The organism is Croceibacterium segetis, from assembly GCF_011320115.1.
GTDB lineage: Bacteria > Pseudomonadota > Alphaproteobacteria > Sphingomonadales > Sphingomonadaceae > Croceibacterium_B > Croceibacterium_B segetis.
Genome location: NZ_JAANOZ010000003.1, coordinates 42,842 through 63,831, shown reverse-complemented (window position 1 = coordinate 63,831; position 20,990 = coordinate 42,842). Strand labels below are relative to the sequence as shown.

The window sequence follows — 20,990 nt, the reverse complement described above, 5'->3', positions numbered from 1 at the left end:
CGATGGACGCCGCGCTTCGCGCCGCCGTCGTCGCCGCCTCCGGCCTGCTGCTGTGGGCCGTCGCGGCGATGGGCCTGCACACGGCAGAGCCATGGGATTCGCCGGCGTTCTGGTACGCTTATGCCGTTGCCATTGGCGTGTCCGGCGCCTGGGGTTATCTGCTTCCCCAGAGAGCCTGGTTGTGGGGCGTGATCATGAGTTTTAGCCAGGCGCCGGTAATGTGGGTCACGAGCGGTGAGGTAGGATCGATGTGGCTGCCGGGTGCCGGGGCTCGTCGCGCTCGGCTTCCTCGCCTTGCCGCTGGCGGGCACCGCGGTGGTCGCGTCGCGCTTCTCGGCGCTGCGCCCGACCTGAGCCGTTAATTCTGGCTTGCCGAGTCATTCAGCGGCGGTGCATCGCTTATCTTTAACCTGGGCTGCCAATTTCAAAGGACGCAACATGCGTAAGTCGCTCTCCCTGTTCGCGCTTGCCGCCGCCGCGCTGGCCCCCGCCGCTCCGGCGTTCGCACATGCCCACGTGGTGAAATCCACGCCGGCCGCCAACGCCGTGATCGCCGCACCCAAGACCGTCAGCGTGACCTTCAGCGAGAAGCTGGTGCCGGCGTTCTCCAAGCTCGACATCGCGATGTCCGGCATGAAAATGGGCATTCCGGTAAAGACCTCGCTCAGCGCCGACGGCAAGACTCTCACCGGCATTCCGCAAGGCGCGTTCATGAAGGGAAGCTACGTGGTCACGTGGACCGCAGCTTCGACCGACGGGCACAAGATGAAGGGCTCGATACCTTTCCAGATCAAGTGACATGATCGAGCTGGCGGTCATACTCCTCCGGCTCGTGCAATATTCGGCAGCGTCGGTCCTCATGGGATCGGCGCTGTTTTTCGTTTATGCGCTGCCCGCGCGCGGACCGGCCTCGGCGGCGAGCCTGCGGTGGGCGAAGCCGCTGCTGATCGGTGCGGCACTGATGCTGGCTGCCGGAACCCTGCTGGGGCTCGCCTTGCAGACCGAAATGCTCGCCGATGAACTCTCGGCGGAGGCGCTCACCGCGGTCGTCACGCAAATGGACCTCGGCAAGGCGGCAGTCGCTCGCGCCGCACTCGCGCTCATCGCCGCGATCTGCGCGATGGTCGTGCCGCGAGGACGCACGCTGTGGCTGGGGACCGGCGTTCTCGGCAGTCTGGCTTGCGCCACCTTCGGCTGGATGGGCCACGGTGCCGCGACCGAGGGCGGCGGTCATACACTTCACCTGGTCGCGGATGTCTTGCATGCACTCGCTGCGGCGGGATGGATTGGAGCCCTCGTCGCTTTCGCCGCGCTCGCGGCTCCGCCTGGTCAGGAACCGGAGCGGCTTTCGGCCTTGTCAGCCGCGCTGCAACGCTTCTCGCCCGTCGGGATCTCGCTCGTGGCGGCGCTTGCCGCGACCGGGCTGGTCAATGTCTGGTACCTGATCGGGACCGACGTCGCGGCGGTCCTGCGCGACCCCTACGCGCAGCTGCTTGCGCTCAAGCTGGTCCTGTTCACCGCCATGCTGGCCCTGGCGGCGCTGCACCGGCAACGTTCGGTCCCGGCTCTCGCGGCCACGCTGGAGACGAACCTGCTGCCTCAAGGGGACGTCCTGGCATCCCTGCGCCGCTCGCTGTTCGGCGAGGCAGCCCTCGGCCTCGCGGTGCTGGCGGCGGTGGCCTGGCTCGGAACGCTCGCCCCGCCCGCCTGAGCGTCAGGGCCGCTGGAACACGTAGACGAACTGGTCGGTCTTGCCTCGCACCGAAGGGTCGAACACCAGCTTGGTGCGGTCGTCTGCCGGATTGCGCAGCACATTGCTTTCGCCGACGAACTTGAAGCCCGCCGCCGCCATGTCGGCCTTGACCACCGCGGCGTCGATCCGGTGCGTCGTCTCCGTCGAAGCCAGGCCGGAGCCGTCGGGCGCCGAATGGTCGATGATCACGAACCGCCCGCCGGGCTTTAGCTCCTGGAACACCGCCTTGTTGAACGCCGGCACGTCAGCCGGGCCCATGAACTTGTCGTAAAGATCGTGATAGTTCTGCCGGAACCAGATCACGTCGGCCTTGCTCGGCAAGCTGAAGCTGCTCGCCCGCGTTACCGCCACCACCACATTCGGGTGTCCGGCCAGGGGCATCGAGCCGGCCGGCGGGGTCGTATGATGCTCGGCCTCATCGGCGTCGGCGAGATGGGTGGCGTAGACCTTACCGGTCGGCCCGACCGCATCGGCGAAGAGGCGGTCCCAGTAATCGCCAGGCCAGATATCCGCGACGGTGTCGCCCGTGCGGATGTTCAGGAAGGCGAGCAGTTCGGCAGGATGCCGCGAGGCGTCGAGCGCGCGATCGCCCTCGGGCCGCGACGGGTCGGCGACGATCGCCGCGGCGTCGGGCTGCTTTTGCACGGGCGTGGCGCAGGCGGTTCCGAAGAGGCAGGCGGCCAGCGCGATGCTCGCGATTCGCCGCGATGTGATCGATTTCATGACCTTCGCTCCTCTCCCAGGCGTTGTGCGCCGAATGAATCTCAATCCCCGGTCAGGATCCGGTCGACCAGTTGCTTCACCGTCGGCGTGAAGTTGTTCGAATAGAACGGGTCCCGCTTGAAGCGGAACGCGCTGTGGCCGGCGAACATCAGGTTGTCCTCCACCGGACCGCCGTGGGCGATATCCTGCAGGGTCTTCTGGATGCAGAAGCTGCGCGGATCGGCGAGGCGGCCGGTCGAATAGTCGTCGTGGTCCTTCCACGAGGAGAACCCGCAGTGCGACAGGCAGCCCATGCACGCCGCCTGGTCCTCGCGAATTTGCCCGCGCTCGCCGGGGCTGACGAAGACCACCGTGTCGTCGGGCGTCTTGAGCGCCTCCGTGTGGCCCTGGCCAAACCATTCCCGCGCGCGGTCGCGGTCCTTGGGAGCGACCCAGAAGTTCTTGCCCTTCACCCCGACGTCGAGCTGCACGGTGTGCTCGCCCGCCTCGACCCGCGAATACGGGATCTGCCGCTCGGTGCGCGCTTCGAGACTGCGCAGGAATGTGTTTCTCACCGCCGAGCTGTAGAAACCGGTCGGGCTGAAGCGGTGCAGGAGGATGTCTCCTTCCTCGAGATGGCGGAGCGCTTCCTTCCATCCTTCCGGGATCGGACTTTCCTCGGTCAGCAAGGGCCGCGTGCCGTACTGGAAGGCGATCTGACCGAGCTCGGGGTTGTCGATCCAGTGGTCCCATTCGCGCAGGTACCACACGCCGCCGGCCATGATGATCGGCACGTTGTCGGAAATCCCCTCGGCCCGCATCGTCTCGCGCAAGGCCTGGACGCGGGGATAAGGATCCTCGGGCTTTTCCGGGTCCTCGGCGTTGCTGAGTCCGTTGTGCCCGCCGGCGAGCCACGGATCCTCGTAGACCACTGCCGCCATCAGGTCGGCGACCTTGTTGTAGCTGCGCTTCCACAGCGCCCGGAAAGCGCGCGCCGAGCTGATGATCGGCAGGTAGTTGACGTTGAAGCGCTGGGCGATTTCAGCCAGCTTGTAGGGCATGCCCGCGCCGCAGGTCACCCCGGCGACAAGCCCGCGGGTACGCTCGAGCACCCCTTCGAGCACTTGCTGCGCGCCGCCCATTTCCCACAACACGTTGATATTGATCGCGCCCTTGCCGCTGGCGATGTCGTAGGCACGCTTGACCTGCTCGACCGCCCCGTCGATCGCGTAGCGGACCAGTTGCTCGTGCCGTTCGAGCCGGGTCAGCTGGTCGTAGATCTGCGGGATGATCTTGCCCTCGGCGTCGTAGCTGTCGGCGTTGACCGCGCTGACCGTGCCGATCCCGCCGGCCGCCGCCCACGCGCCGGAGCTCATGTGGTTGGTCGCCGAGACGCCCTTGCCACCTTCGATCAACGGCCACACCTCGCGGCCGCCATAGGTGATCGGTCTCAGACCCTTGAATGCCATTGTCGGACCTTCAATCCTTCGTATCAACCGGCGGCGGAATTGGCTTTCGCCTCGCCCGGCTGGCTGCAGGGCTCGATCTTGCTGGGTTCGGGTCTCTTCCCGACCGCTTCGAACCGCGCATAGTAATTTGCTAATTCAGGTTTACGGACAAATTCGGCCAGGCGAAAGCCCAAGCGGTCGAATTCGCAGAAAAGCTGCTTCGGCGGGATGCCGTGCTGGTCGGTCGGCCGGTCGGCCTCGACCACGATGGCAGAGCCACCGGCCTTCAGCGCCGAGCGCAGGTGCCACAGGAAGGCATAGGGTTCGCTCACCTCATGGTACATGTGGACCAGGAAGATGCGGTCGAAGCTGCCGACCGGCAACTTCGGATCGTCCTCGGTGCCGAGCTTGATCGAGACATTGTCGAGATGCTCGGCCTCGACCCTGCTGCCGAGCCGGGCGAGCGCGTCGCGATCGATATCCTCGGCCAGCACCCTGCCCTTCTTGCCCACGCGCTCGGCGAGGCGAACGGTGTAGTATCCCTCGCCCGAGCCGATGTCGGCCACGGTCATGCCCGGTCGGATCGCGGCGAGATCCATCACGGTAACCGCCTCGCGCCGGTCGTCGCGCACCTGCTCGTTCGAGAAGCCGTCGCCGCTGCGGGCGGAGACCGGCCGGTAAGCGCGCGGGAAATCGCGCGCGCTCGGCGGCCGCTGCTCGTCGGCCGCCGGCTTGCAGCCGGCGACGAGCAGCGCAAGGCACAAGGCGCGCGCTAACTTCACTCGACGTCCTCGACCTCGACCGTCTCGCCGGTCACCCGCTGGGCGAGCGCGGCGGCGATGAAGTCGTCGAGCTCGCCGTCGAGCACGTCGCCCGGGCTCGACGAGACGACGCCGGTCCTGAGGTCCTTGACCATCTGGTAGGGCTGCAGGACGTAGCTGCGGATCTGGTGGCCCCAGCCGATCTCGGTCTTTTCCTGGTACTCGCCCGCCGCTTCGGCCTCGCGCCGCGCCAGCTCGGCTTCGTAGAGCCGAGCCTTGAGCATGTTCATGGCTGTAGCGCGGTTCTTGTGCTGGCTGCGGTCGTTCTGGCTGGCGACGACGATCCCGCTCGGAATGTGCGTGATCCGCACCGCGCTGTCGGTGGTGTTGATGTGCTGCCCGCCAGCGCCGCTCGCACGGTAGGTGTCGATCCTGAGGTCGCCGTCGTTGATCTCGATGTCGATCGCGTCGTCGATCACCGGATAGACCCACACGCTCGAGAAACTGGTGTGGCGCCGCGCCGAGCTGTCGTAAGGGCTGATCCGCACCAGGCGGTGCACGCCGCTCTCGGTCTTGGCGTATCCGTAGGCGTTCTCGCCCTTGATCTGCAGCGTGGCCGACTTGATCCCGGCCTGTTCGCCGGCCTGGTACTCAACCACTTCGACCTTGTAGCCCTTGCGCTCGGCCCAGCGGCTGTACATCCGCAGCAGCATCTCGGCCCAGTCCTGGCTCTCGGTGCCCCCGGCGCCGGCGTGGACTTCGAGGTAGGTGTCGTTGGCGTCGGCCTCGCCCGCGAGCAGGGCCTGGACCTTGTCGGCATCGGCGCGGGCGGCGAGGCGCTGGAGGCTGTCCAACCCATCTTGCACGACGGCGTCATCGCCTTCGGCTTCGCCCAGCTCGACGAATTCGATCGCGTCGGCCATTTCGGCGGAAATCTCTTTCACCGTGCCGATTGCGCTTTCGAGCCGGCGACGCTCGCGCATGACTTCCTCGGCCTGCTTGGGATTGTCCCACAGCTTCGGGTCCTCGACCCGCGCGTTGAGCTCGTCGAGCCGGCGCACCGCGCGCTCCCAGTCGAGCGAGCGGCGGACCAGCGCCAGCGCCGCTTCGATCCGGTCGATGTGGGCCTGCCCTTCGGCACGCATTCGAAAGTCTCCAAGTAAATCGGGCGTCCGCTTAGCGGAGGGGGCGAATAAGGGAAAGGGCACCGCACCCGGAGCCGGGGCGGCGCAGGGGACCGGCGGGGCGAAGTCAGCCCTTCTTGAGCGCCTGCAGCGCCGCGAGGCTGTTGCTGACGTGCTCATTCGGCTGCATCGCCGAATAGACCATGGCAATCTTGCCGTTCTTGCCGATCACGTAAGTCGTCCGGCTGGTGACCCCGGTCGAGCTGCCGTCGGGCTTCTTCAGGTCGACGTCGTAGTCGGCTTTCATCTGCGCGCTCGCCGCGGCGACCGGGAACTTGCCGGCGCACTTCTTCGCCGAGAAATCCGCGAGCTGATCGACGTTGCCGGCGGTCACTCCGATCACCGTCGCGCCGGCAGCCGCGAACTTCGGCATCGCTTCGGCGAAGGTTTCCGCCTCGATGTTGCAGCCCGGGGTGAACGCGGCAGGGAAGAAGTACAGCACGACCGGGCCCTTCTTCAACGCTTTGGCGAGATCGAAGGTAATGGGCTTGCCAGCCTGCGCGCCCTGGGCGACGAAAGCCGGGGCCTTGGCTCCCTTCGGCAGCGTGGCGTGAGCGGGGGAGGCGGCGAGCGCCAACGAGGCGAGTGCGGCGAGCGCGATCGTGGGTTTCATAGCGCCGCTCTTGTGCCTCGCCGCGCCGAGACTGTCGATTCCAATCTTGCGCAACGGAATTTCAGTAGAGCCCGCCCTGTTCTTCCACGAAATCTTCCGGCGGCGCTTCCTGGTTGCGCACGGCGGCATTGGCCGGCCCCTGCTCGCGCCGGCGCAGCTGCGCCAGGATGGTTTCGCGCATCGCATCGATCTCGTCCTGCCGCTGGGCCCGGCGCGGTTCGGTATCGGGCTTGAACGCTTCCCAGATCACCGAACTCAGCGGATCGTCCGTCGGATTGGCGTCGAACACCCTGGTGCCGGTGCGGCGATCGACCCGCACCATGCGCACGCCGGGCGGGGCCAGGAACGGCCGGTCGCTCCAGCGGTCGCGCGTGCCCTTGACGAAATCGATGAAGATCGGCGCAGCGATATTGGCGCCCTGGACCCACCCGCCGAGATTGCGAGGCTGGTCGAAGCCGACGTAAGTCCCGGCGATCAGGTCGGGCGAGCCGCCGATGAACCATACGTTGGTCGGGCCGCTGGTGGTGCCGGTCTTGCCGGCGAGCGGCAGCCCCAGCGCGCGGACGCGCACCGCGGTGCCGCGCTGCACGACGCCTTCCATCATGTGGACCACCTGGTAGGCGGTGCGCGGATCGAGCACCTGCTTGCCGCCGTCGGGCAGACGCGGCATCGCCTTGCCGTCCCATTCCGGCATGTTGCAGCCGGTGCAGTCGCGCTTGTCGGCGCGCCAGATGACCTTGCCGTGGCGGTCCTGCACGTAGTCGATCACTGTCGCAGCGTGCTGCACGCCCTGGTCGAAGAGCGCGGCGTAGGCGTCGACCATCTTGAGCACGGTGGTTTCGCCCGCGCCGAGCGCGAACGACAGATAGTTCTGGTAATTGCCGATCCCGAGCCGCGAGAACGTGCGGGTGACGTTCTCCATGCCGACGTCCGAGGCAATGTGCACGGTCATCAGGTTGCGCGACTGCTCGAGGCCCCAACGCATCGTGTGCTCGCCGCCGCCGCCCTCGTTCTCGAAATTGCGGAAGCATTTTTGGCCGAGCGCGGCACCCTGGTACACGCAATAGGCGGTGTCGGGGACCATCGTCGCCGGCGTCATGCCGTTGTCGAGCGCAGTGGCATAGACGAACGGCTTGATCGTCGAGCCCGGCTGGCGCAGCGCCTGCGTCGCGCGATTGAACGAGCCGAGGCGGAAGTCGAAGCCGCCCTGCATCGCCAGCACCCGGCCGTTATGCGGGTCCATGGCGATGAATCCACCGGAAACCTCGGGCACCGTCCGCACCGCCCATGCACCACCTTGCGGAGCGGCCGCGACGACGTCGCCAACCTTCAGCGCATCGGGCAAGTTCGTCAGAGGCGCCTGTTCGTTGGTCGCAAAACCGATCCGCGCCGTCGGGCCCGAGCGCTCGGTGACCACGCCCACGCGCCAGTCCTTGTAATTGATACCCAGGTTCGACCCCGCAAGCTGCCCCGTCAGGCTGCCCCTCGACGGGTCGAGCCAGGCGAGCGGCTTGGTCCATGCCTTGCCCGCCCAATAACGGAACAAGCCCGCGCGCACGGCCTCGCGCGCGGCATCCTGCATCTCGGTGTCGAGCGAAGTGCGAACCCACAAACCGCCGGCATAGACGCTGTTGGGCCCGTCCTCGGCCTTCTCGCCGTACCGCACGAGCAGCTCGCGGCGGACTTCCTCGAGGAAATAGCCGGCATCGGCGGAACCGGTGTCGTCATGCTGCGTGACGATGCCTAGCGGAGCCGCCTTGGCCGCATCGGCCTCGGCCTGGGTGATGTGGCCGTTGTCGACCATCTCGTCGAGTACGTAGTTGCGCCGGGCGATTGCGTCCGCGGCGTATTTCGGACGGCTGTAATGCTCGGGCGCCTTGGGCAGGATCGCCAGGAAGGCCATCTCCGGCAGGGTCAGCTGGTCGACGTCCTTGTCGAAATAGGCCCGGCTCGCCGCCTGCACGCCGAAGCTGCGCCGGCCGAGCGGAATCTCGTTGAGGTAAAGGGTGATGATCTCCTGCTTGCTGAGCACCCCTTCGATGCGCCGCGCGAGGATCATCTCCTTGAGCTTGCGGCTGACCGAGTATTCGTTGCCGACGAGGATGTTCTTGGCCACCTGCTGGGTGATCGTCGAGCCGCCCTTGGCCCGCTCGCCACTGCCGATCTTGGTCGCGTAATCGAACACCGCGCCGATCAGGCCCCCGATGTCGACCCCGCCGTGAGTCCAGAAGGTCTTGTCCTCGGCCGAGGTGTAGGCGTTGATGAGCTGGGTCGGAAAATCCTGGAACTGCAGCTGCACGCGATGCTCGCGCGCATAGGAATGGACGATCGCGCCATCATAGCCGCGCACCACGGTCGGCAGCGGCGGCTCGTAGGTCAGCAGCTTGTTGGCGTCGGGCAGGCCGCTCGCGACCACCGTCCAGCCGACGATGATCAGCGCGAGGAACGCCGCCAGCGCCGACGAAATCCACCGAAATTTCCGGCTGCCGCGCCAGTTCTCACGGAACCAGTCCAACGCCCCGCTGGCGTCACGGCGAATGCGGTAGCGGAAATAATCGCCGCGCGATTGCTGCGTCTCGTCCATTGTGCCGGCGCCTTAGCATGGCGATTCCGCATCGCGCCAGTTGCTTTGCGGCGGGTCGTTCAGGCCCCGGCTTCGCGGGCGAAGAAGATGCGGATGGCCCGCGACATTACCGTAGCGAAGCGCTGCTGGCCTGCAGGCGAAGTCAGCCGGGCGGCATCCGCCGGGTTGGAGACGAATCCGGATTCGTAAAGCACCGAGGGCACGTCGGGCGCGCGCAGGACGACGAAATCGGCCGAGCGGAGCGGATCGGGGTGGAGCGTGAGAATCCCCTGGCCCTCGCGAACGATAAGGCCTGCGAAGGTGGCCGACTGCTCCGAGGTGCGCCGCTGGGCGAGGTCGACGAGGATATTGGTGACGACGTCGCTGCGCCCGGCGAGCTGGACGCCGTTGACGCTGTCGGCGCTGTTCTCGCGCGCCGCCACCCGCGCGGCCGCTTCGCTCGAGGCCTTGTTCGACAGCGTGTAGACACTGGCCCCGGTAACCTGGTCCTTCTCGCCGGCCGAGTCCGCGTGAATCGACACGAACAGATCGGCGCCGAGCTGGCGGGCAATCCCGATCCGCTCGTCGAGCGCCAGGAAGCGGTCGTCGGCGCGAGTCAGCGCGACGCGTACGCCGCCTTGACGAACGAGCTGGTCGCGCAGCGCCCGCGCGAGCCCGAGCGCCAGCGCCTTTTCGCGGAAGCCCTCGCCGACCGCGCCGGGATCGTGCCCGCCATGGCCGGCATCGATCACCACCAGCGGCCGCGAAGGATCGCTCGGCCCGGCGATCGGCGGCAAGCCGATCGGCCGATTGGCGTCGGGCAGCTTCACGCGGATCACGTATTGGCGCCCGAGCAGCGGCACGGGAATCGTCAGGCCGAACAAGTAGAGCCCGCCGATCAGCACGACCGGTGCAAGGAAGATCAGCGCAATCTGTAGTCGGTGCCACATGCCGCACGCAGTGCTATCGGCGCAGCGGGCCGGCGAACAGCGGTAAATTGCCTTTAACCGCAACAAGGTTGCCGAGACGAATGGCGGGTGCTAGCAAACCCGGCGCCGGACGAGCTTCGCCCGGCCCACGCCGGAAACCCGTTTGGAGCCTTCCGGCCAATGCACACAGGTTGATGCCACAATGACAAGACTGCGCCTGTCCGTTTCGCCGCTGCCCCAGGGCCGCGACGCGATGGCTGGCGCGAGCGCGCAGACTGCAACCCTGCGCCTTGCCACTGTGGCAGACACATTCCGCAGCGCCGCCGCCTTCGTGCGCGTCGGTGCCGTTCCCTATTCCGGCGGCGTACTCGCACGCGCTGGATTCCACAAAGAGATGCGCGCCGCGCCCCCCAACAGGGCGCTTGCCTTGCCACACGCAGGGGCTCGCCGCGCATGGAGATTTTTACATGGCAACGCGCATGCTTATCGATGCGCGCCACCCGGAAGAAACCCGGGTGGCGGTGCTCAAAGGCAACCGGATTGAGGAATTCGACTTCGAATCTGCCGATCACAAGCAGATCAAGGGAAATATCTATCTAGCCAAGGTTACCCGGGTCGAACCGTCGCTGCAGGCGGCGTTCGTCGACTTCGGCGGCAATCGCCACGGCTTCCTCGCCTTCAGCGAAATCCATCCCGACTACTACCAGATCCCCAAGGAGGATCGCGAGGCGCTGATCGCCGAGGAACAGGCCCACGCCGAGGAAGAAGCCGCGCTCCGCGCCGCCGAGGAAGACGATGAGGACGACGATCACTCCGGTGAGGACGGCGTCGAGGAGATCGACACGTCCGAGAAGGACGACGTCGCCACCATCGAAGACGGTCACGTCGACCATGACGACGATGAGGCCGCCGCCGAGGAAGCCTACGAGGACTCCGGCGAGGACTCCGGCGAGGACGCCCATGACGAAGGCGAGAGTGACGGCGAAGGCCGCCAGCGCGGCCGACGGCAGCAGGGCCGCGGCCGCCGTCAGGGCCGCGGAGGCGGACAGGCGCGCGCCAAGGCGATGGACGACTTGCGCGACAAGCGCATGGCGCTGCGCCGCCGCTACAAGATCCAGGACGTGATCCAGCGCCGCCAGGTGCTCCTCGTCCAGGTCGTCAAGGAAGAGCGCGGCAACAAGGGCGCCGCGCTGACCAGCTACCTCAGCCTGGCCGGCCGCTACTGCGTGCTGATGCCGAACTCGAGCCACGGCGGCGGCATCAGTCGCAAGATCAGCTCGGCGGCCGACCGCAAGCGGCTCAAGCAGATCGTCGGCGAGCTCCGCCTGCCGCGGGCGATGGGCCTGATCGTCCGCACCGCCGGCCTCCAGCGCACCAAGACCGAGATCAAGCGCGATTTCGATTACCTCGCCCGACTGTGGGACGAAATCCGCGAAACCACCCTCAAGTCGAGCGCCCCGGCGCTGATCCATTCGGACAGCGACCTGATCAAGCGGGCGATCCGCGACATCTACAACCGCGAGATCGAGGAAGTCGTCGTCGAGGGCGAGGAAGGCTATCGCTCGGCGCGCGAGTTCATGAAGCTGCTGATGCCGAGTCACGCCCGGCGGGTGAAGGCCTATTCGGACCCGGTCCCGCTGTTCCAGCGCTACGGCGCCGAGGACCAGCTTTCGGCGATGTATGACCCGGTCGTGCAGCTCAAGAGCGGCGGCTACCTGGTGATCAACCCGACCGAGGCGCTGGTCTCGATCGACATCAACTCGGGCCGCTCGACCAAGGAGCATGGGATCGAGGCGACCGCGCTCAGCACCAACCTCGAAGCCGCGCGCGAGATCGCCCGCCAGCTGCGCCTGCGCGACATGGCCGGCCTGGTCGTGATCGACTTCATCGACATGGAATACGGCTCCAACGTCCGCAAGGTCGAGAAGGCGATGAAGGACGCGCTGCGCAACGATCGCGCGCGCATCCAGGTCGGCCGCATCTCGGGCTTCGGCCTGATGGAAATGAGCCGCCAGCGCCTGCGCACCGGCGTGCTCGAGGCGACCACTCGCCAATGCCCGCACTGCGACGGCACCGGCCTGGTCCGGACCGCCTCGAGCGCCGGGCTTTCGGCCCTGCGCCTGATCGAGGACGAAGCCGCCAAGGGCAAGGGCACGACGATCACGCTCCATGCTTCGACCGAGGCGGCGATCTACCTGCTCAACGCCAAGCGCGCCGATCTCGCCGAGATCGAGCACCGCTACGGCGTGACCGTCGAAGTCGTGCCCGAAGGCGAGCAGGAAGGCGCCAAGATGCGCGTCTCCAGCTCCGGCCCGCGCCCGACCTCGACGCCGAAGTTCGAGCCGATCGTCGAGGAAGTCGACGACCTCGACCTGATCGACGAGGACGAGGAGGAAGAAGAGGAAGAGCGCGAAGAGCGGGATAGCCCGCGAGAGCGCGAGTCCGGCGAACGCGGCGGCAAGCGCCGCCGTCGCCGCGGCGGCCGCGGCCGCGATCGCGAGCGCGAACCGGGCGAGGAGCAAGCCGCTGAGGACCGCGACGAGACCGACGAGGCGGTCGGCGAACCCGACCGCGAGCGCACCGAGGAAGGCGGCGAGGATCGCCCGAAGAAGCGCCGTCGCCGTGGCGGCCGCCGCAGGAACAAGCGTCGCGACGGCCAGGATGACGGTACCAGCAACGAGGAAGTCGGCGACGAAGCCGCGCTGATCCCCGAGGCCACCGACGGACCGGGCACCGAGGACGTGCCGGTCGCCGGAGCCTCGCTGGAAACCGCCGAGGCCGAAACGCCCAAGCGCCGCAGCCGCCGCAAGAAGGCGGTCGAGGAAGCCATCGAGGCCGCTCCGGTCGCCGAGGACGAGCCGTCGCAGATGGCCCCGACCGGTGAGGAAGCTCCGGTGGTCGAGGAGGCCAAGCCGAAGCGGAAGTCGCGGGCGAAGAAGCCCGTCGAGGAAGCTCCAGCGCCTGTCGTCGAAGCCGTCGTCGAGGAGCCCGCGGCGGACGCCGAGGCCCCGGCCAAGCCCAAGCGCAGCCGCAAGAAGGCCGAGCCGGCAGCAGCCGAGCCCGTGCCGAGCGCCGCCAACGACGTCAATGGCGACGAAGCCGCGGGCGACGACGGAGCGCCGCGGCGCAGCGGATGGTGGTCTCGCACCTTCGGCGAGTAAGCCTCGGGCGAACACGAAAAAGGGCCCCCGGAGCTACACGCTCCGGGGGCCCTTTTGGTTGTCAGCGCCAGTGGCTCAGACGTTGCAATAGGCTTCGGTCGTCGGATCGATGATCGAGACCACTTCGGTCACCTTGCTTGCCGGGAAGCCCGACTTCGCCGCGTGCTCGTGGATCTTGTCCTCGTTCTCGGCGAGGTAGATGCAGAAGGTCTTGTCCCCGGCGACGTAGGAATGCTCCCACTGCACGCCGGGAATCGCCGCCAGCGCCGCGTTCGACGTCTTCGCCGCGCCGCCCAGCTCGGCGTTCTTGAGCCCGCCGACACCCGGCAAGTCGCGCTCGATCACATACCGCTTCATCATGTTCATTCCTCCTCGATCTTGGTGACGCTGAACTACGCGTGTGGCGGGGCATGGACGAGATGGCGATAATGCTATAGTTGCGGGGTGATCCAGCCAAATGGGGCACAAATGCAACGTATCGTCATCCTGCTGGTCAAAGGCGGCCTCGCCTCGACGGCGATCCTGCCGATGGAGATATTCCAGAGCGCCGGCACCTTGTGGAACGCGCTCAACGGCGTGCCGCTCGAATCGCGCTTCGAGGTCGTGACCGCGAGCGCCGACGGTGCGCCGGTCCGGGTCAGCCGCCGCCTTACCCTCACCCCCGAACTCGCTTGCGCCGAGGTTGCCGAGCCGGACCTGGTATTCGTCGCCGCCGGCGGCCTCGAATTCGAGACCATGGTCAGCAAGCCCTACGACCCGGTGGCCAGCGTCGCAGAGAACGCGGCCGTGCTGCCGTGGCTGCGCCGCTGGCATGGCGAGGGAGCAACGGTGGTCACCGCTTGCTCGGGCGCTCTCCTCGCTGCCGAGGCGGGCCTGCTCGAAGGCAAGCGCGCGACCGCGCACTGGGGCCTCGCCGGGCTCTATGCGGAGCATTATCCGAACGTGGACTGGCGCGAGGAATACCTCGTCACCGATTGCGGAGACATCGTCTGCGGCGGCGGGGTCAACGCCGCGGCAGACGTCTCGCTCTACCTGGTCGAGAAGGTCTGCGGGCGAGAGGTCGCGCTCAAGACCGCCCGTTCGCTGTGCATCGAAATGCCGCGCACCTGGCAGAACAGTTTCACCCACTTCGAGCTGCGCGCACGGCACGAGGACGAGGCCGTGCTCGCCGCCGAGCACTTCATCCGCAACCACTTCGCCGAGGAGCTCAAGTTCGACGCGGTCGCCAGCCATGTCGGCATGAGCCCGCGCAACTTCGCCCGCCGCTTCAAGGAAGCGACCGGCGATACCCCCCTCGCCTACCTCCACGGCCTGCGCATCGCGGTCGCCAAGCAGATGCTCGAGACGACCCAGACCGGGGTCGCCGAGATCGGACAGCGGGTCGGCTATCTCGACCCGGCGTTCTTCCGCCAGCTGTTCCAGCGCAACGCCGGGATCGGCCCGAGCGACTATCGCCGGCGGTTTGGGCGGGTGGCGGCCTAAGACCCTGGCGACGGATCGGCGGGCGTGAAGACCATGAATGCCAGCTTGCCGTCGGGGGTGAGACCGATGGTGAAGATCATCGCTGCGCCGCTGTCGAAATCGACCCGGTAGACGTCGAGGCCGGTCAAGCCGGTGGCGAGGTAGGTAACCCTGGTGATGGTCCCCCACGCCTTGAACATCGGCTGCGCCGGATGCGCGCGCACCAGGTCGGCCATCGGCGGAAGCATCGTCGAATAGTCGATCGTGCCATTGGCTTCGTCGGCGATCAGCTTGCGCAGGAACGCTTCGCCGCCCGGCATCGGTGTATCCCGCAACGCAGGCAACGGCTTGTCCGACGTCAGCACGGCGAAAATGTCGTTGCCGACCATCTCGCTGAACATGACTTCGGAGTTGGAAATGACCGCGATGCGCAGGCTGAGGTCGGGCACATAGCTCAGCGCGCTGTTGAAGCCGTTGATGCCGCCGTTGTGAGAAACGACCTCATGGCCGTCCCGCTTGCCGATCCCCAACCCGAAGCCGTATTTGCCGTCGCCCTGGCCGGTCGGCACCGCTGAATCGATCATTTCCCGGTACGATGCCTGGCTGACGGCGCGGCCGCCGGTCAGTGCGATCTGCCAGCGCAGCAGGTCGCCCGCGGTCGAGATCAGCGCGCCGGCACCGCCGGGCACGTTCATGCTGAGCGGCGCGGCGTTGAGATGCTTTTTCGTGGCGAAGACATAGGAATAGCCCTGCGCCCGATGCGGGAGATCGGGGCCGTCGCGCCGTAGCGGGTGTGCGTCAGCCCGAGCGGGTCGAAAAACGCCTGCCGCATGTAATCGGCGTAGGACTCGCCGCTCAGCTTGGCGACGATCATCCCGAGCAGGTAGAAATTGGTGTTGGAATATTGCCACTTCGCGCCCGGTTCGAAGTCGAACGGCACGCCCTTGATCGCCGCCAGCAGTTCATCGTTGCTCAGGTCGCGCGGCGCGAACTTAGTCATGAAGTTCGGCTGCGCGGTGTAGTTGGGGATGCCCGAGGTGTGCGTTAGCAATTGCCTGATCGTCACCGTATGCCCCTCGGTGTCGAAATCCGGCAGGTATTTAGCGATCGAATCGTCGAGCCCGATCTTGCCCTGCTCGTGCAGCTTCATGATCGCCGCGGCGGTGAACTGCTTGGTCACCGAACCGATGCGGAACGGCGTGTTGGCGTCGGCCGGGGCGTTCCATTCGAGGTCGGCTGTGCCGACGCCCTCGTCGACGATCACGCGGTCGCCGCGCGCCACCGCCACCGACAGTCCGACGAACTCGGGCCGCGCCTTGTAGCGGTCGACCGCCGCCTGCACCCGCGCCGCGACTTCGGCGTCGCTCAGCCCGGTGAAGACCTGCGTCTCGCCCGCCGCTGCAGGGGGTTCCTGCGCCTGTGCGGCGGCCCGCGAAATGACCGCAGGATTGACTGCCAGCAGCGCCGCTGCCAGCAGCGTGAGCGATTTGCGCATGGTCAGCCCCCCTCGGGTCCCTCGCACTCGAAGCTCCCCGGCTTCGTGACGTCACCGCCGACATACTGCGCATGACTCGGGTAAGGACACAATGGCCGGCTGGCCGAACCGTCGCGGCGGCTGGCGATGACGCTTTGCGGCGCTTCGCCCTTCTCGACCCAGTCGATCATTTTCGAAAGCAGGTCGAACTGGTCGAAGCTGTTGCCGCCGGCGCAGTGGAGCATGCCCGGGACCATGTAGAACCGGCTCGCGTCGGTGAACGCCGCACCGTTGGTCTGGGCGGCGCGCTGGTACCAGTCCCAGGTCGCCAGCGGGCTGAACCAGAAATCGGAAACCCCATGATAGAACAGCGTCTTGCCGCCGTGATCTAAGAACGTATTGAGGTTGGTCCAGTAATTGGTATCGGTCAGCCGCTGCATCGCGTTGGCGCGCACGTCGTGCACGCGCGCGTCAAGATCGATCGCCGTGGCCTTGCTCGGCGGACCGAACGGGCCCGGAGCGCCGGACGGGAGGTAACCCATCGGCATCGCGAGGATGCCGGTGTCGAACGGGACCGGGGCATAGAGCGGATAGCCGGCCTTGTCCTTCGGCCCGGCGAACGCGGTTTCGAGCGTGTCGGCCAGCGGCTTGCCGATGCAACCGGCGGTCTGGCCCTTCGCGCAGACCAGCTTGGCGGGCTTGAAATGGCACGCCGCGACGTTCTCGATCATGCCATCCTTGAGTCCGTCGAGCGCGTCGCATTGCTCGAGCATGCCGTTCAGCAGCGTCTTGCGGACATCCGAGGTGAGCAGCATGCTGACATCGGGTTTGCTGTCCGTGCCGAGCGGTGAAACCTGGTTCAGCAGCACCTGGGTATATTCGACCCCGAGGTTCGAATCCCCCGTGCGCATCGCCGGGGCGCCGATCACCACGCCGTCGAACAGCTCGGGATAGCGCTCGATCGCCAGCATCCCCTCGCGCCCGCCGGTCGAGCAGCCGGTCATGTAGCTGTGCGCGATCGGCTCGCCGTAATAGCCGCTGGTGATTGCCTTGGCGGCGAGCGTGACCGTCCGCACGCTCGCTTCGGCGAAGTCGAGCGCAGCGCGCTGGTCGTCGGAGAAGCTGCTGTCGAACACCGCGCCCTTGTGGCCGCTGTCGTGGCTGACGACCGCGAAACCGCGCGCCAGCGCGGGAATCGTCCCGGCAGCGACCGGGCCGTACGGCGGCGCCACCGAGCCGTTGAGCCCGCCCCCGCCCATGAGCAGGAAGCGTCCGCCCCACTGGTCGGGCAAGGCGATCGCGAAGCCGATGCCGTAAGTCTTGCCGCCCGCGCCCTTGCGCTCGTTGATGACCCCGGTGACGGAGCAGTAACCCGGTAGCCCGGACTCGAGCTTGGCGGGCCCGTTCTGAACCGTTCCCGGCGCCGCGGCAGGCTTCTCCTCGGCTTTGGTGATCGTGATCCCCGGCCCGAAATCGCGCCCGACCAGCGCCGCGCAGCGCCCCGTCGATTGCGGCGCGGTCGAGGCCACCGTCGGCTGCGCCGCCTCCTGCCGCGTTGTGCACGATGCGAGCAGCATGACCCCGATGACCGCCAGTGATTTGCGCATGACCCTCTCCCAATCCGAGGTGCGACGATAAATCGCTTTCATCGCAGATCAAAATGCGAATATTCCGCCGTCGGGGGTGTCGGGATGCACATTCATCTGCCGAAGGTGCCGCACGGCTGGCGCGAATTTTTCAAGGAATACGCGATCATCGTGCTCGGCGTGCTCACTGCGCTGGCGCTCGAACAGGGGGTCGAATCGCTCCACGAACGCAGCCTGGCGCATGAGGCGCGGCAGGCGATAGACCAGGAAATCCAGACCGACATCGGCCGCACCGCCTATAGACTCAGCCAGCAAGCCTGCATCGAGAAGCGGCTTGACGAAATCGAGGCCCTGCTGGGAGACTGGCGTGACGACGATGCCTTTCCCGCAGGATTGCACATCGGCTTTCCGGGCGATGTCGGGCTGGTCTACGAACGCTGGGAAGCGAACCTCGCAAGCGGGCGGTTCAACGAAGAATCGGCCAAAGATCAGTCTGAACAGGCGGGCCTCTACTCGCTGATAAAGATTCTTGACGACCTTCAGCTGAAGGAGATCGATGAGTGGTCCCAATTGCGGACGCTCGAATTGGGTTCTCGCGCCTTGTCGCCGGCCGCCAAGCCGATGATCGCCAGCGCGCTGGCGAGCGCCCGCGCGGACGCGCGATCCTTCAAGCTTCTTGCGCCCGTGCTCGTGAACAGCCGGCCGGGGGCTGCGCGAACCGCCTTCAGCCCAGCCCAGCTTGGCACCGCCTGCCAGCCGATGCGGAAGGCCGGCTGAACGCAAGCCAAAAAAGCGCTTTCCTACAAAGGCGTCCAGGCGGCATGCAGCGGGAATGGAATGCGTTCAAGAATCTGATTCGCCACTATTTTCGGCCGCTAAGGAAGTTGAGGCCAGGACCCTGTCAACTGTGTCAGGCCCGTGTAAACTTCGCTGCCCTTGCTCCGCGCGCTCGGAACGCTAGATAGGCCGCGCAGCTAAGGATAGCCGATGGCCGAGTTCCTCCTCCCGAAGAACAGCAAGATCACCCGCAAGGGCCGGGTCCACCGGGCCGAAGGCGCCACGCGGATCAAGAGCTTCCGCATCTATCGTTGGGATCCGGAGAGCGGGCAGAACCCGCGTTACGACACCTTCGAAGTCGATCTCGACAACTGCGGGCCAATGGTCCTCGACGCGCTGATCAAGATCAAGAACGAGATCGACCCGACTCTGACCTTCCGCCGCTCCTGCCGCGAGGGCATCTGCGGTTCGTGCTCGATGAACATGAACGGCAAGAACGGCCTCGCCTGCACCACCGCGATGGACGAACTCAAGGGCGAGGTGCGGATCACCCCGCTGCCGCACATGGACGTGGTCAAGGACCTGGTCCCCGACTTCACGCATTTCTACGCCCAGTACGCCTCGATCCGCCCGTGGCTGCAGACGGTCACTCCGCCGCCGAGCGGCAAGGAGCGGCTGCAAAGCCCGGAGCAGCGCGAGAAGCTCGACGGGCTTTACGAGTGCATCCTGTGCGCCTGCTGCTCGACCGCGTGCCCGAGCTACTGGTGGAACTCCGACAAGTTCCTCGGCCCGGCGATCCTGCTGCAAGCCTACCGCTGGCTGGCCGACAGCCGCGACGAGATGACCCCGGAGCGACTCGACCAGCTGGAGGATCCGTTCAGGCTCTATCGCTGCCACACGATCATGAACTGCGCCAACGTCTGCCCCAAGGGCCTCAACCCGGCCAAGGCGATCGCCGAGACCAAGAAGATGATGGTCGAGCGCCAGCACTAACTTGGCGGGGCTCGAAGACATCCTCCTGCCCGCGCCCGACCATCCGGGCTGGCGGGAATGGCGCGTCCCTGGCGCCTTCAACCGCGAGGTCATCGGGACTCTGCTGGTGCGCGAAGAAGGCGCCGGCGTCGCGCGGACGCGAATTTTCCCGTCCCACCTCATGGGCAACGTCCACGGCGCGATCCACGGCGGGATCATCTCCGCCTTCGCAGACGCCTCGCTGTTCGCGGGCCCCGGCTTGCTGACCGGCCAGGACCTCGCCGCCTCGGTAACCATCGAGCTGTCGGTCCAGTTCATCGGCGTCGGCAGCATGGACGAACCGCTCGATGCCCTCGTGTCGATCCTGCGCGAGACCGGGCGGATGCTGTTCGTCCAGGGCAGGATCGTCCAGGGCGAGACCACCGTGGCCGGCTTCTCCGGCATCGTCCGCAAGATCGCCGCATGACCGGCATGCTCGCGCGCTACGAAGCGCTCGTCGCGGCCGGAGAGCTCGAGGCCGATCCCGGCCAACGCGCTGCGGCCGAACGCCTGCAGCTGTTGCAGGACGAGCTCGTCACGGCGCGCGAGCCGGGCGCCCTCGCCCGCCTGTTCGGCCGCGAGCAGGAGCGCGTGCGCGGGCTCTACCTGTGGGGCGGCGTCGGCCGCGGAAAGTCGATGCTGATGGACCTGTTCGTCGAGACGCTGCCGATCCGCCGCAAGCGCCGCGTCCACTTCCACGCCTTCATGCTCGAGATCGACCGGCTGCTGAGCGACGAGCGCAAGAAAGAAGCCGGCGACCCCATAGGCCCTGTCGCCGCGCGCATCGCCGAGGACGTCCGCTGCCTCGCGTTCGACGAGATGGTGGTCAAGAACACCGCCGACGCGATGATCATGAGCCGGCTGTTCACTGCGCTGATCTGCGACGAGAACGTGACCGTGGTCACGACCTCGAACCGCCAGCCGTCGGACCTCTACAAGGACGGTCTCAACCGCGGGCTGTTCCTGCCGTTCATCGCGCTGATCGAACGCGAACTCGACGTGCTGCCGCTTACCGGCCCGGTCGATTACCGCCTCCAGCGCCTCGCCGGCATCGGCACCTGGCACACCCCGCTCGGCCCGGAAGCGACCGAGCAAGTCCGCGAGGTGTTTTTTCGCCTGACCGACTATCCGCCGGAAGACGCCGCGCATGTTCCCTCGGCCAACCTCGACCTCGGCGGCGGACGGACGCTGCACGTGCCCAAGAGCCTGAAGGGCGTCGCCGTTTTCAGTTTCAAGCGCTTGTGCGGCGAGCCGCGCGGGGCGGCGGACTACCTCGCCATCGCCCAGGCCTATCACACGGTCATCGTCGTCGGCATCCCGGTGATGGACGCGGAACGGCGCGACGAGGCCGCGCGCTTCGTCACGCTGATCGATTCGCTCTACGAGAACAACGTCAAGCTGTTCGCCACCGCGGCCGCCGCGCCCGAGGCGCTCTATCCCGTGGGAGACGGCAGCTTCGAGTTCGAGCGCACGGTCAGCCGGCTCAAGGAAATGCAGAGCGCCGAATACATGGCACAAGGGCACGGAGCGGTGTAGAAATGCGCGCTGGGCAACGAGGGAGAGTCGA

The 20,990-nt window shown here is 66.8% G+C and carries 18 protein-coding genes and 1 pseudogene; 9 read left to right on the top strand and 10 right to left on the bottom strand.

Features of this window, described 5'->3' with window-relative positions; genetic code table 11:
• Positions 1-2 precede the first annotated feature (2 nt).
• The 3 genes from G7B69_RS03950 (at position 3) to copD (ending at position 1,711) form a co-directional block, all read left to right on the top strand.
• Positions 3-362, top strand: a complete 360-nt coding sequence (locus tag G7B69_RS03950) for a hypothetical protein (protein WP_166176335.1) — start codon at positions 3-5, stop codon at positions 360-362.
• Between the two features lie 76 nt (positions 363-438).
• Complete coding sequence (copC, locus tag G7B69_RS03945) at positions 439-798, top strand: copper homeostasis periplasmic binding protein CopC (protein WP_166176333.1); 360 nt, start codon at positions 439-441, stop codon at positions 796-798.
• 1 nt (position 799) lies between these two features.
• Positions 800-1,711, top strand: a complete 912-nt coding sequence (gene copD / locus G7B69_RS03940) for a copper homeostasis membrane protein CopD (protein ID WP_166176330.1) — start codon at positions 800-802, stop codon at positions 1,709-1,711.
• A gap of 3 nt (positions 1,712-1,714) precedes the next feature.
• Here the strand turns inward: copD and G7B69_RS03935 are convergent, their stop codons facing one another.
• From G7B69_RS03935 to G7B69_RS03905, 7 genes are all read right to left on the bottom strand, one after another.
• Positions 1,715-2,476 carry a class I SAM-dependent methyltransferase gene (locus G7B69_RS03935; protein WP_207785947.1) on the bottom strand — a complete coding sequence of 254 codons (762 nt, stop codon included), beginning with the start codon at positions 2,474-2,476 and terminating at the stop codon, positions 1,715-1,717.
• Positions 2,477-2,517: 41 nt separating this feature from the next.
• Complete coding sequence (locus G7B69_RS03930; protein ID WP_166176328.1) at positions 2,518-3,924, bottom strand: NAD(P)H-dependent flavin oxidoreductase; 1,407 nt, start codon at positions 3,922-3,924, stop codon at positions 2,518-2,520.
• Between the two features lie 23 nt (positions 3,925-3,947).
• Positions 3,948-4,685: a class I SAM-dependent methyltransferase gene (locus tag G7B69_RS03925; RefSeq protein WP_243415020.1), complete on the bottom strand. Its 738-nt coding sequence runs from the start codon at positions 4,683-4,685 to the stop codon at positions 3,948-3,950.
• On the bottom strand, positions 4,682-5,809 hold the full coding sequence (prfB, locus tag G7B69_RS03920) for a peptide chain release factor 2 (protein WP_166176326.1): 1,128 nt from the start codon (positions 5,807-5,809) through the stop codon (positions 4,682-4,684). The genes G7B69_RS03925 and prfB overlap by 4 nt, the downstream gene beginning before the upstream one ends.
• 106 nt (positions 5,810-5,915) lie before the next feature.
• Entirely contained in the window at positions 5,916-6,461 is a 546-nt protein-coding gene (locus G7B69_RS03915; RefSeq protein WP_166176324.1) for a peroxiredoxin, read from the bottom strand.
• A gap of 61 nt (positions 6,462-6,522) precedes the next feature.
• A complete protein-coding gene (locus tag G7B69_RS03910) occupies positions 6,523-9,045 on the bottom strand; it encodes a penicillin-binding protein 1A (protein WP_166176322.1) in 2,523 nt (840 codons plus the stop codon).
• Between the two features lie 59 nt (positions 9,046-9,104).
• Positions 9,105-9,974, bottom strand: a complete 870-nt coding sequence (locus G7B69_RS03905; protein WP_166176320.1) for an N-acetylmuramoyl-L-alanine amidase family protein — start codon at positions 9,972-9,974, stop codon at positions 9,105-9,107.
• Positions 9,975-10,420: 446 nt separating this feature from the next.
• Between G7B69_RS03905 and G7B69_RS03900 the strand changes: the two genes are divergently transcribed.
• Positions 10,421-13,114: an Rne/Rng family ribonuclease gene (locus tag G7B69_RS03900; RefSeq protein WP_166176318.1), complete on the top strand. Its 2,694-nt coding sequence runs from the start codon at positions 10,421-10,423 to the stop codon at positions 13,112-13,114.
• A 75-nt stretch (positions 13,115-13,189) separates the two neighbouring features.
• Here G7B69_RS03900 and G7B69_RS03895 read toward each other — a convergent pair whose 3' ends face one another.
• The gene (locus tag G7B69_RS03895) at positions 13,190-13,474 is read right to left on the bottom strand and encodes a DUF4242 domain-containing protein (RefSeq protein WP_207785946.1); all 285 of its coding nucleotides are present in this window, start codon (positions 13,472-13,474) and stop codon (positions 13,190-13,192) included.
• Between the two features lie 108 nt (positions 13,475-13,582).
• Here G7B69_RS03895 and G7B69_RS03890 point away from each other — a divergent pair, with 108 nt between their 5' ends.
• Entirely contained in the window at positions 13,583-14,596 is a 1,014-nt protein-coding gene (locus tag G7B69_RS03890) for a GlxA family transcriptional regulator (protein ID WP_166176316.1), read from the top strand.
• Here G7B69_RS03890 and G7B69_RS16750 read toward each other — a convergent pair.
• Positions 14,593-16,070: pseudogene (locus tag G7B69_RS16750) on the bottom strand (serine hydrolase domain-containing protein). The gene G7B69_RS03890 and the pseudogene G7B69_RS16750 sit on opposite strands and share 4 nt — an antisense overlap.
• Before the next feature lie 2 nt (positions 16,071-16,072).
• Complete coding sequence (locus G7B69_RS03880) at positions 16,073-17,656, bottom strand: tannase/feruloyl esterase family alpha/beta hydrolase (protein WP_166176312.1); 1,584 nt, start codon at positions 17,654-17,656, stop codon at positions 16,073-16,075.
• Between the two features lie 150 nt (positions 17,657-17,806).
• Here G7B69_RS03880 and G7B69_RS03875 point away from each other — a divergent pair, with 150 nt between their 5' ends.
• From G7B69_RS03875 to zapE, 4 genes are all read left to right on the top strand, one after another.
• Complete coding sequence (locus G7B69_RS03875) at positions 17,807-18,412, top strand: hypothetical protein (protein WP_166176310.1); 606 nt, start codon at positions 17,807-17,809, stop codon at positions 18,410-18,412.
• Between the two features lie 210 nt (positions 18,413-18,622).
• Complete coding sequence (locus tag G7B69_RS03870; protein ID WP_166176308.1) at positions 18,623-19,405, top strand: succinate dehydrogenase iron-sulfur subunit; 783 nt, start codon at positions 18,623-18,625, stop codon at positions 19,403-19,405.
• A 1-nt stretch (position 19,406) separates the two neighbouring features.
• On the top strand, positions 19,407-19,850 hold the full coding sequence (locus tag G7B69_RS03865; RefSeq protein WP_166176306.1) for a PaaI family thioesterase: 444 nt from the start codon (positions 19,407-19,409) through the stop codon (positions 19,848-19,850).
• A complete protein-coding gene (gene zapE / locus G7B69_RS03860; RefSeq protein ID WP_166176304.1) occupies positions 19,847-20,959 on the top strand; it encodes a cell division protein ZapE in 1,113 nt (370 codons plus the stop codon). Before G7B69_RS03865 ends, zapE begins: the two co-directional genes overlap by 4 nt.
• Positions 20,960-20,990 lie beyond the last annotated feature (31 nt).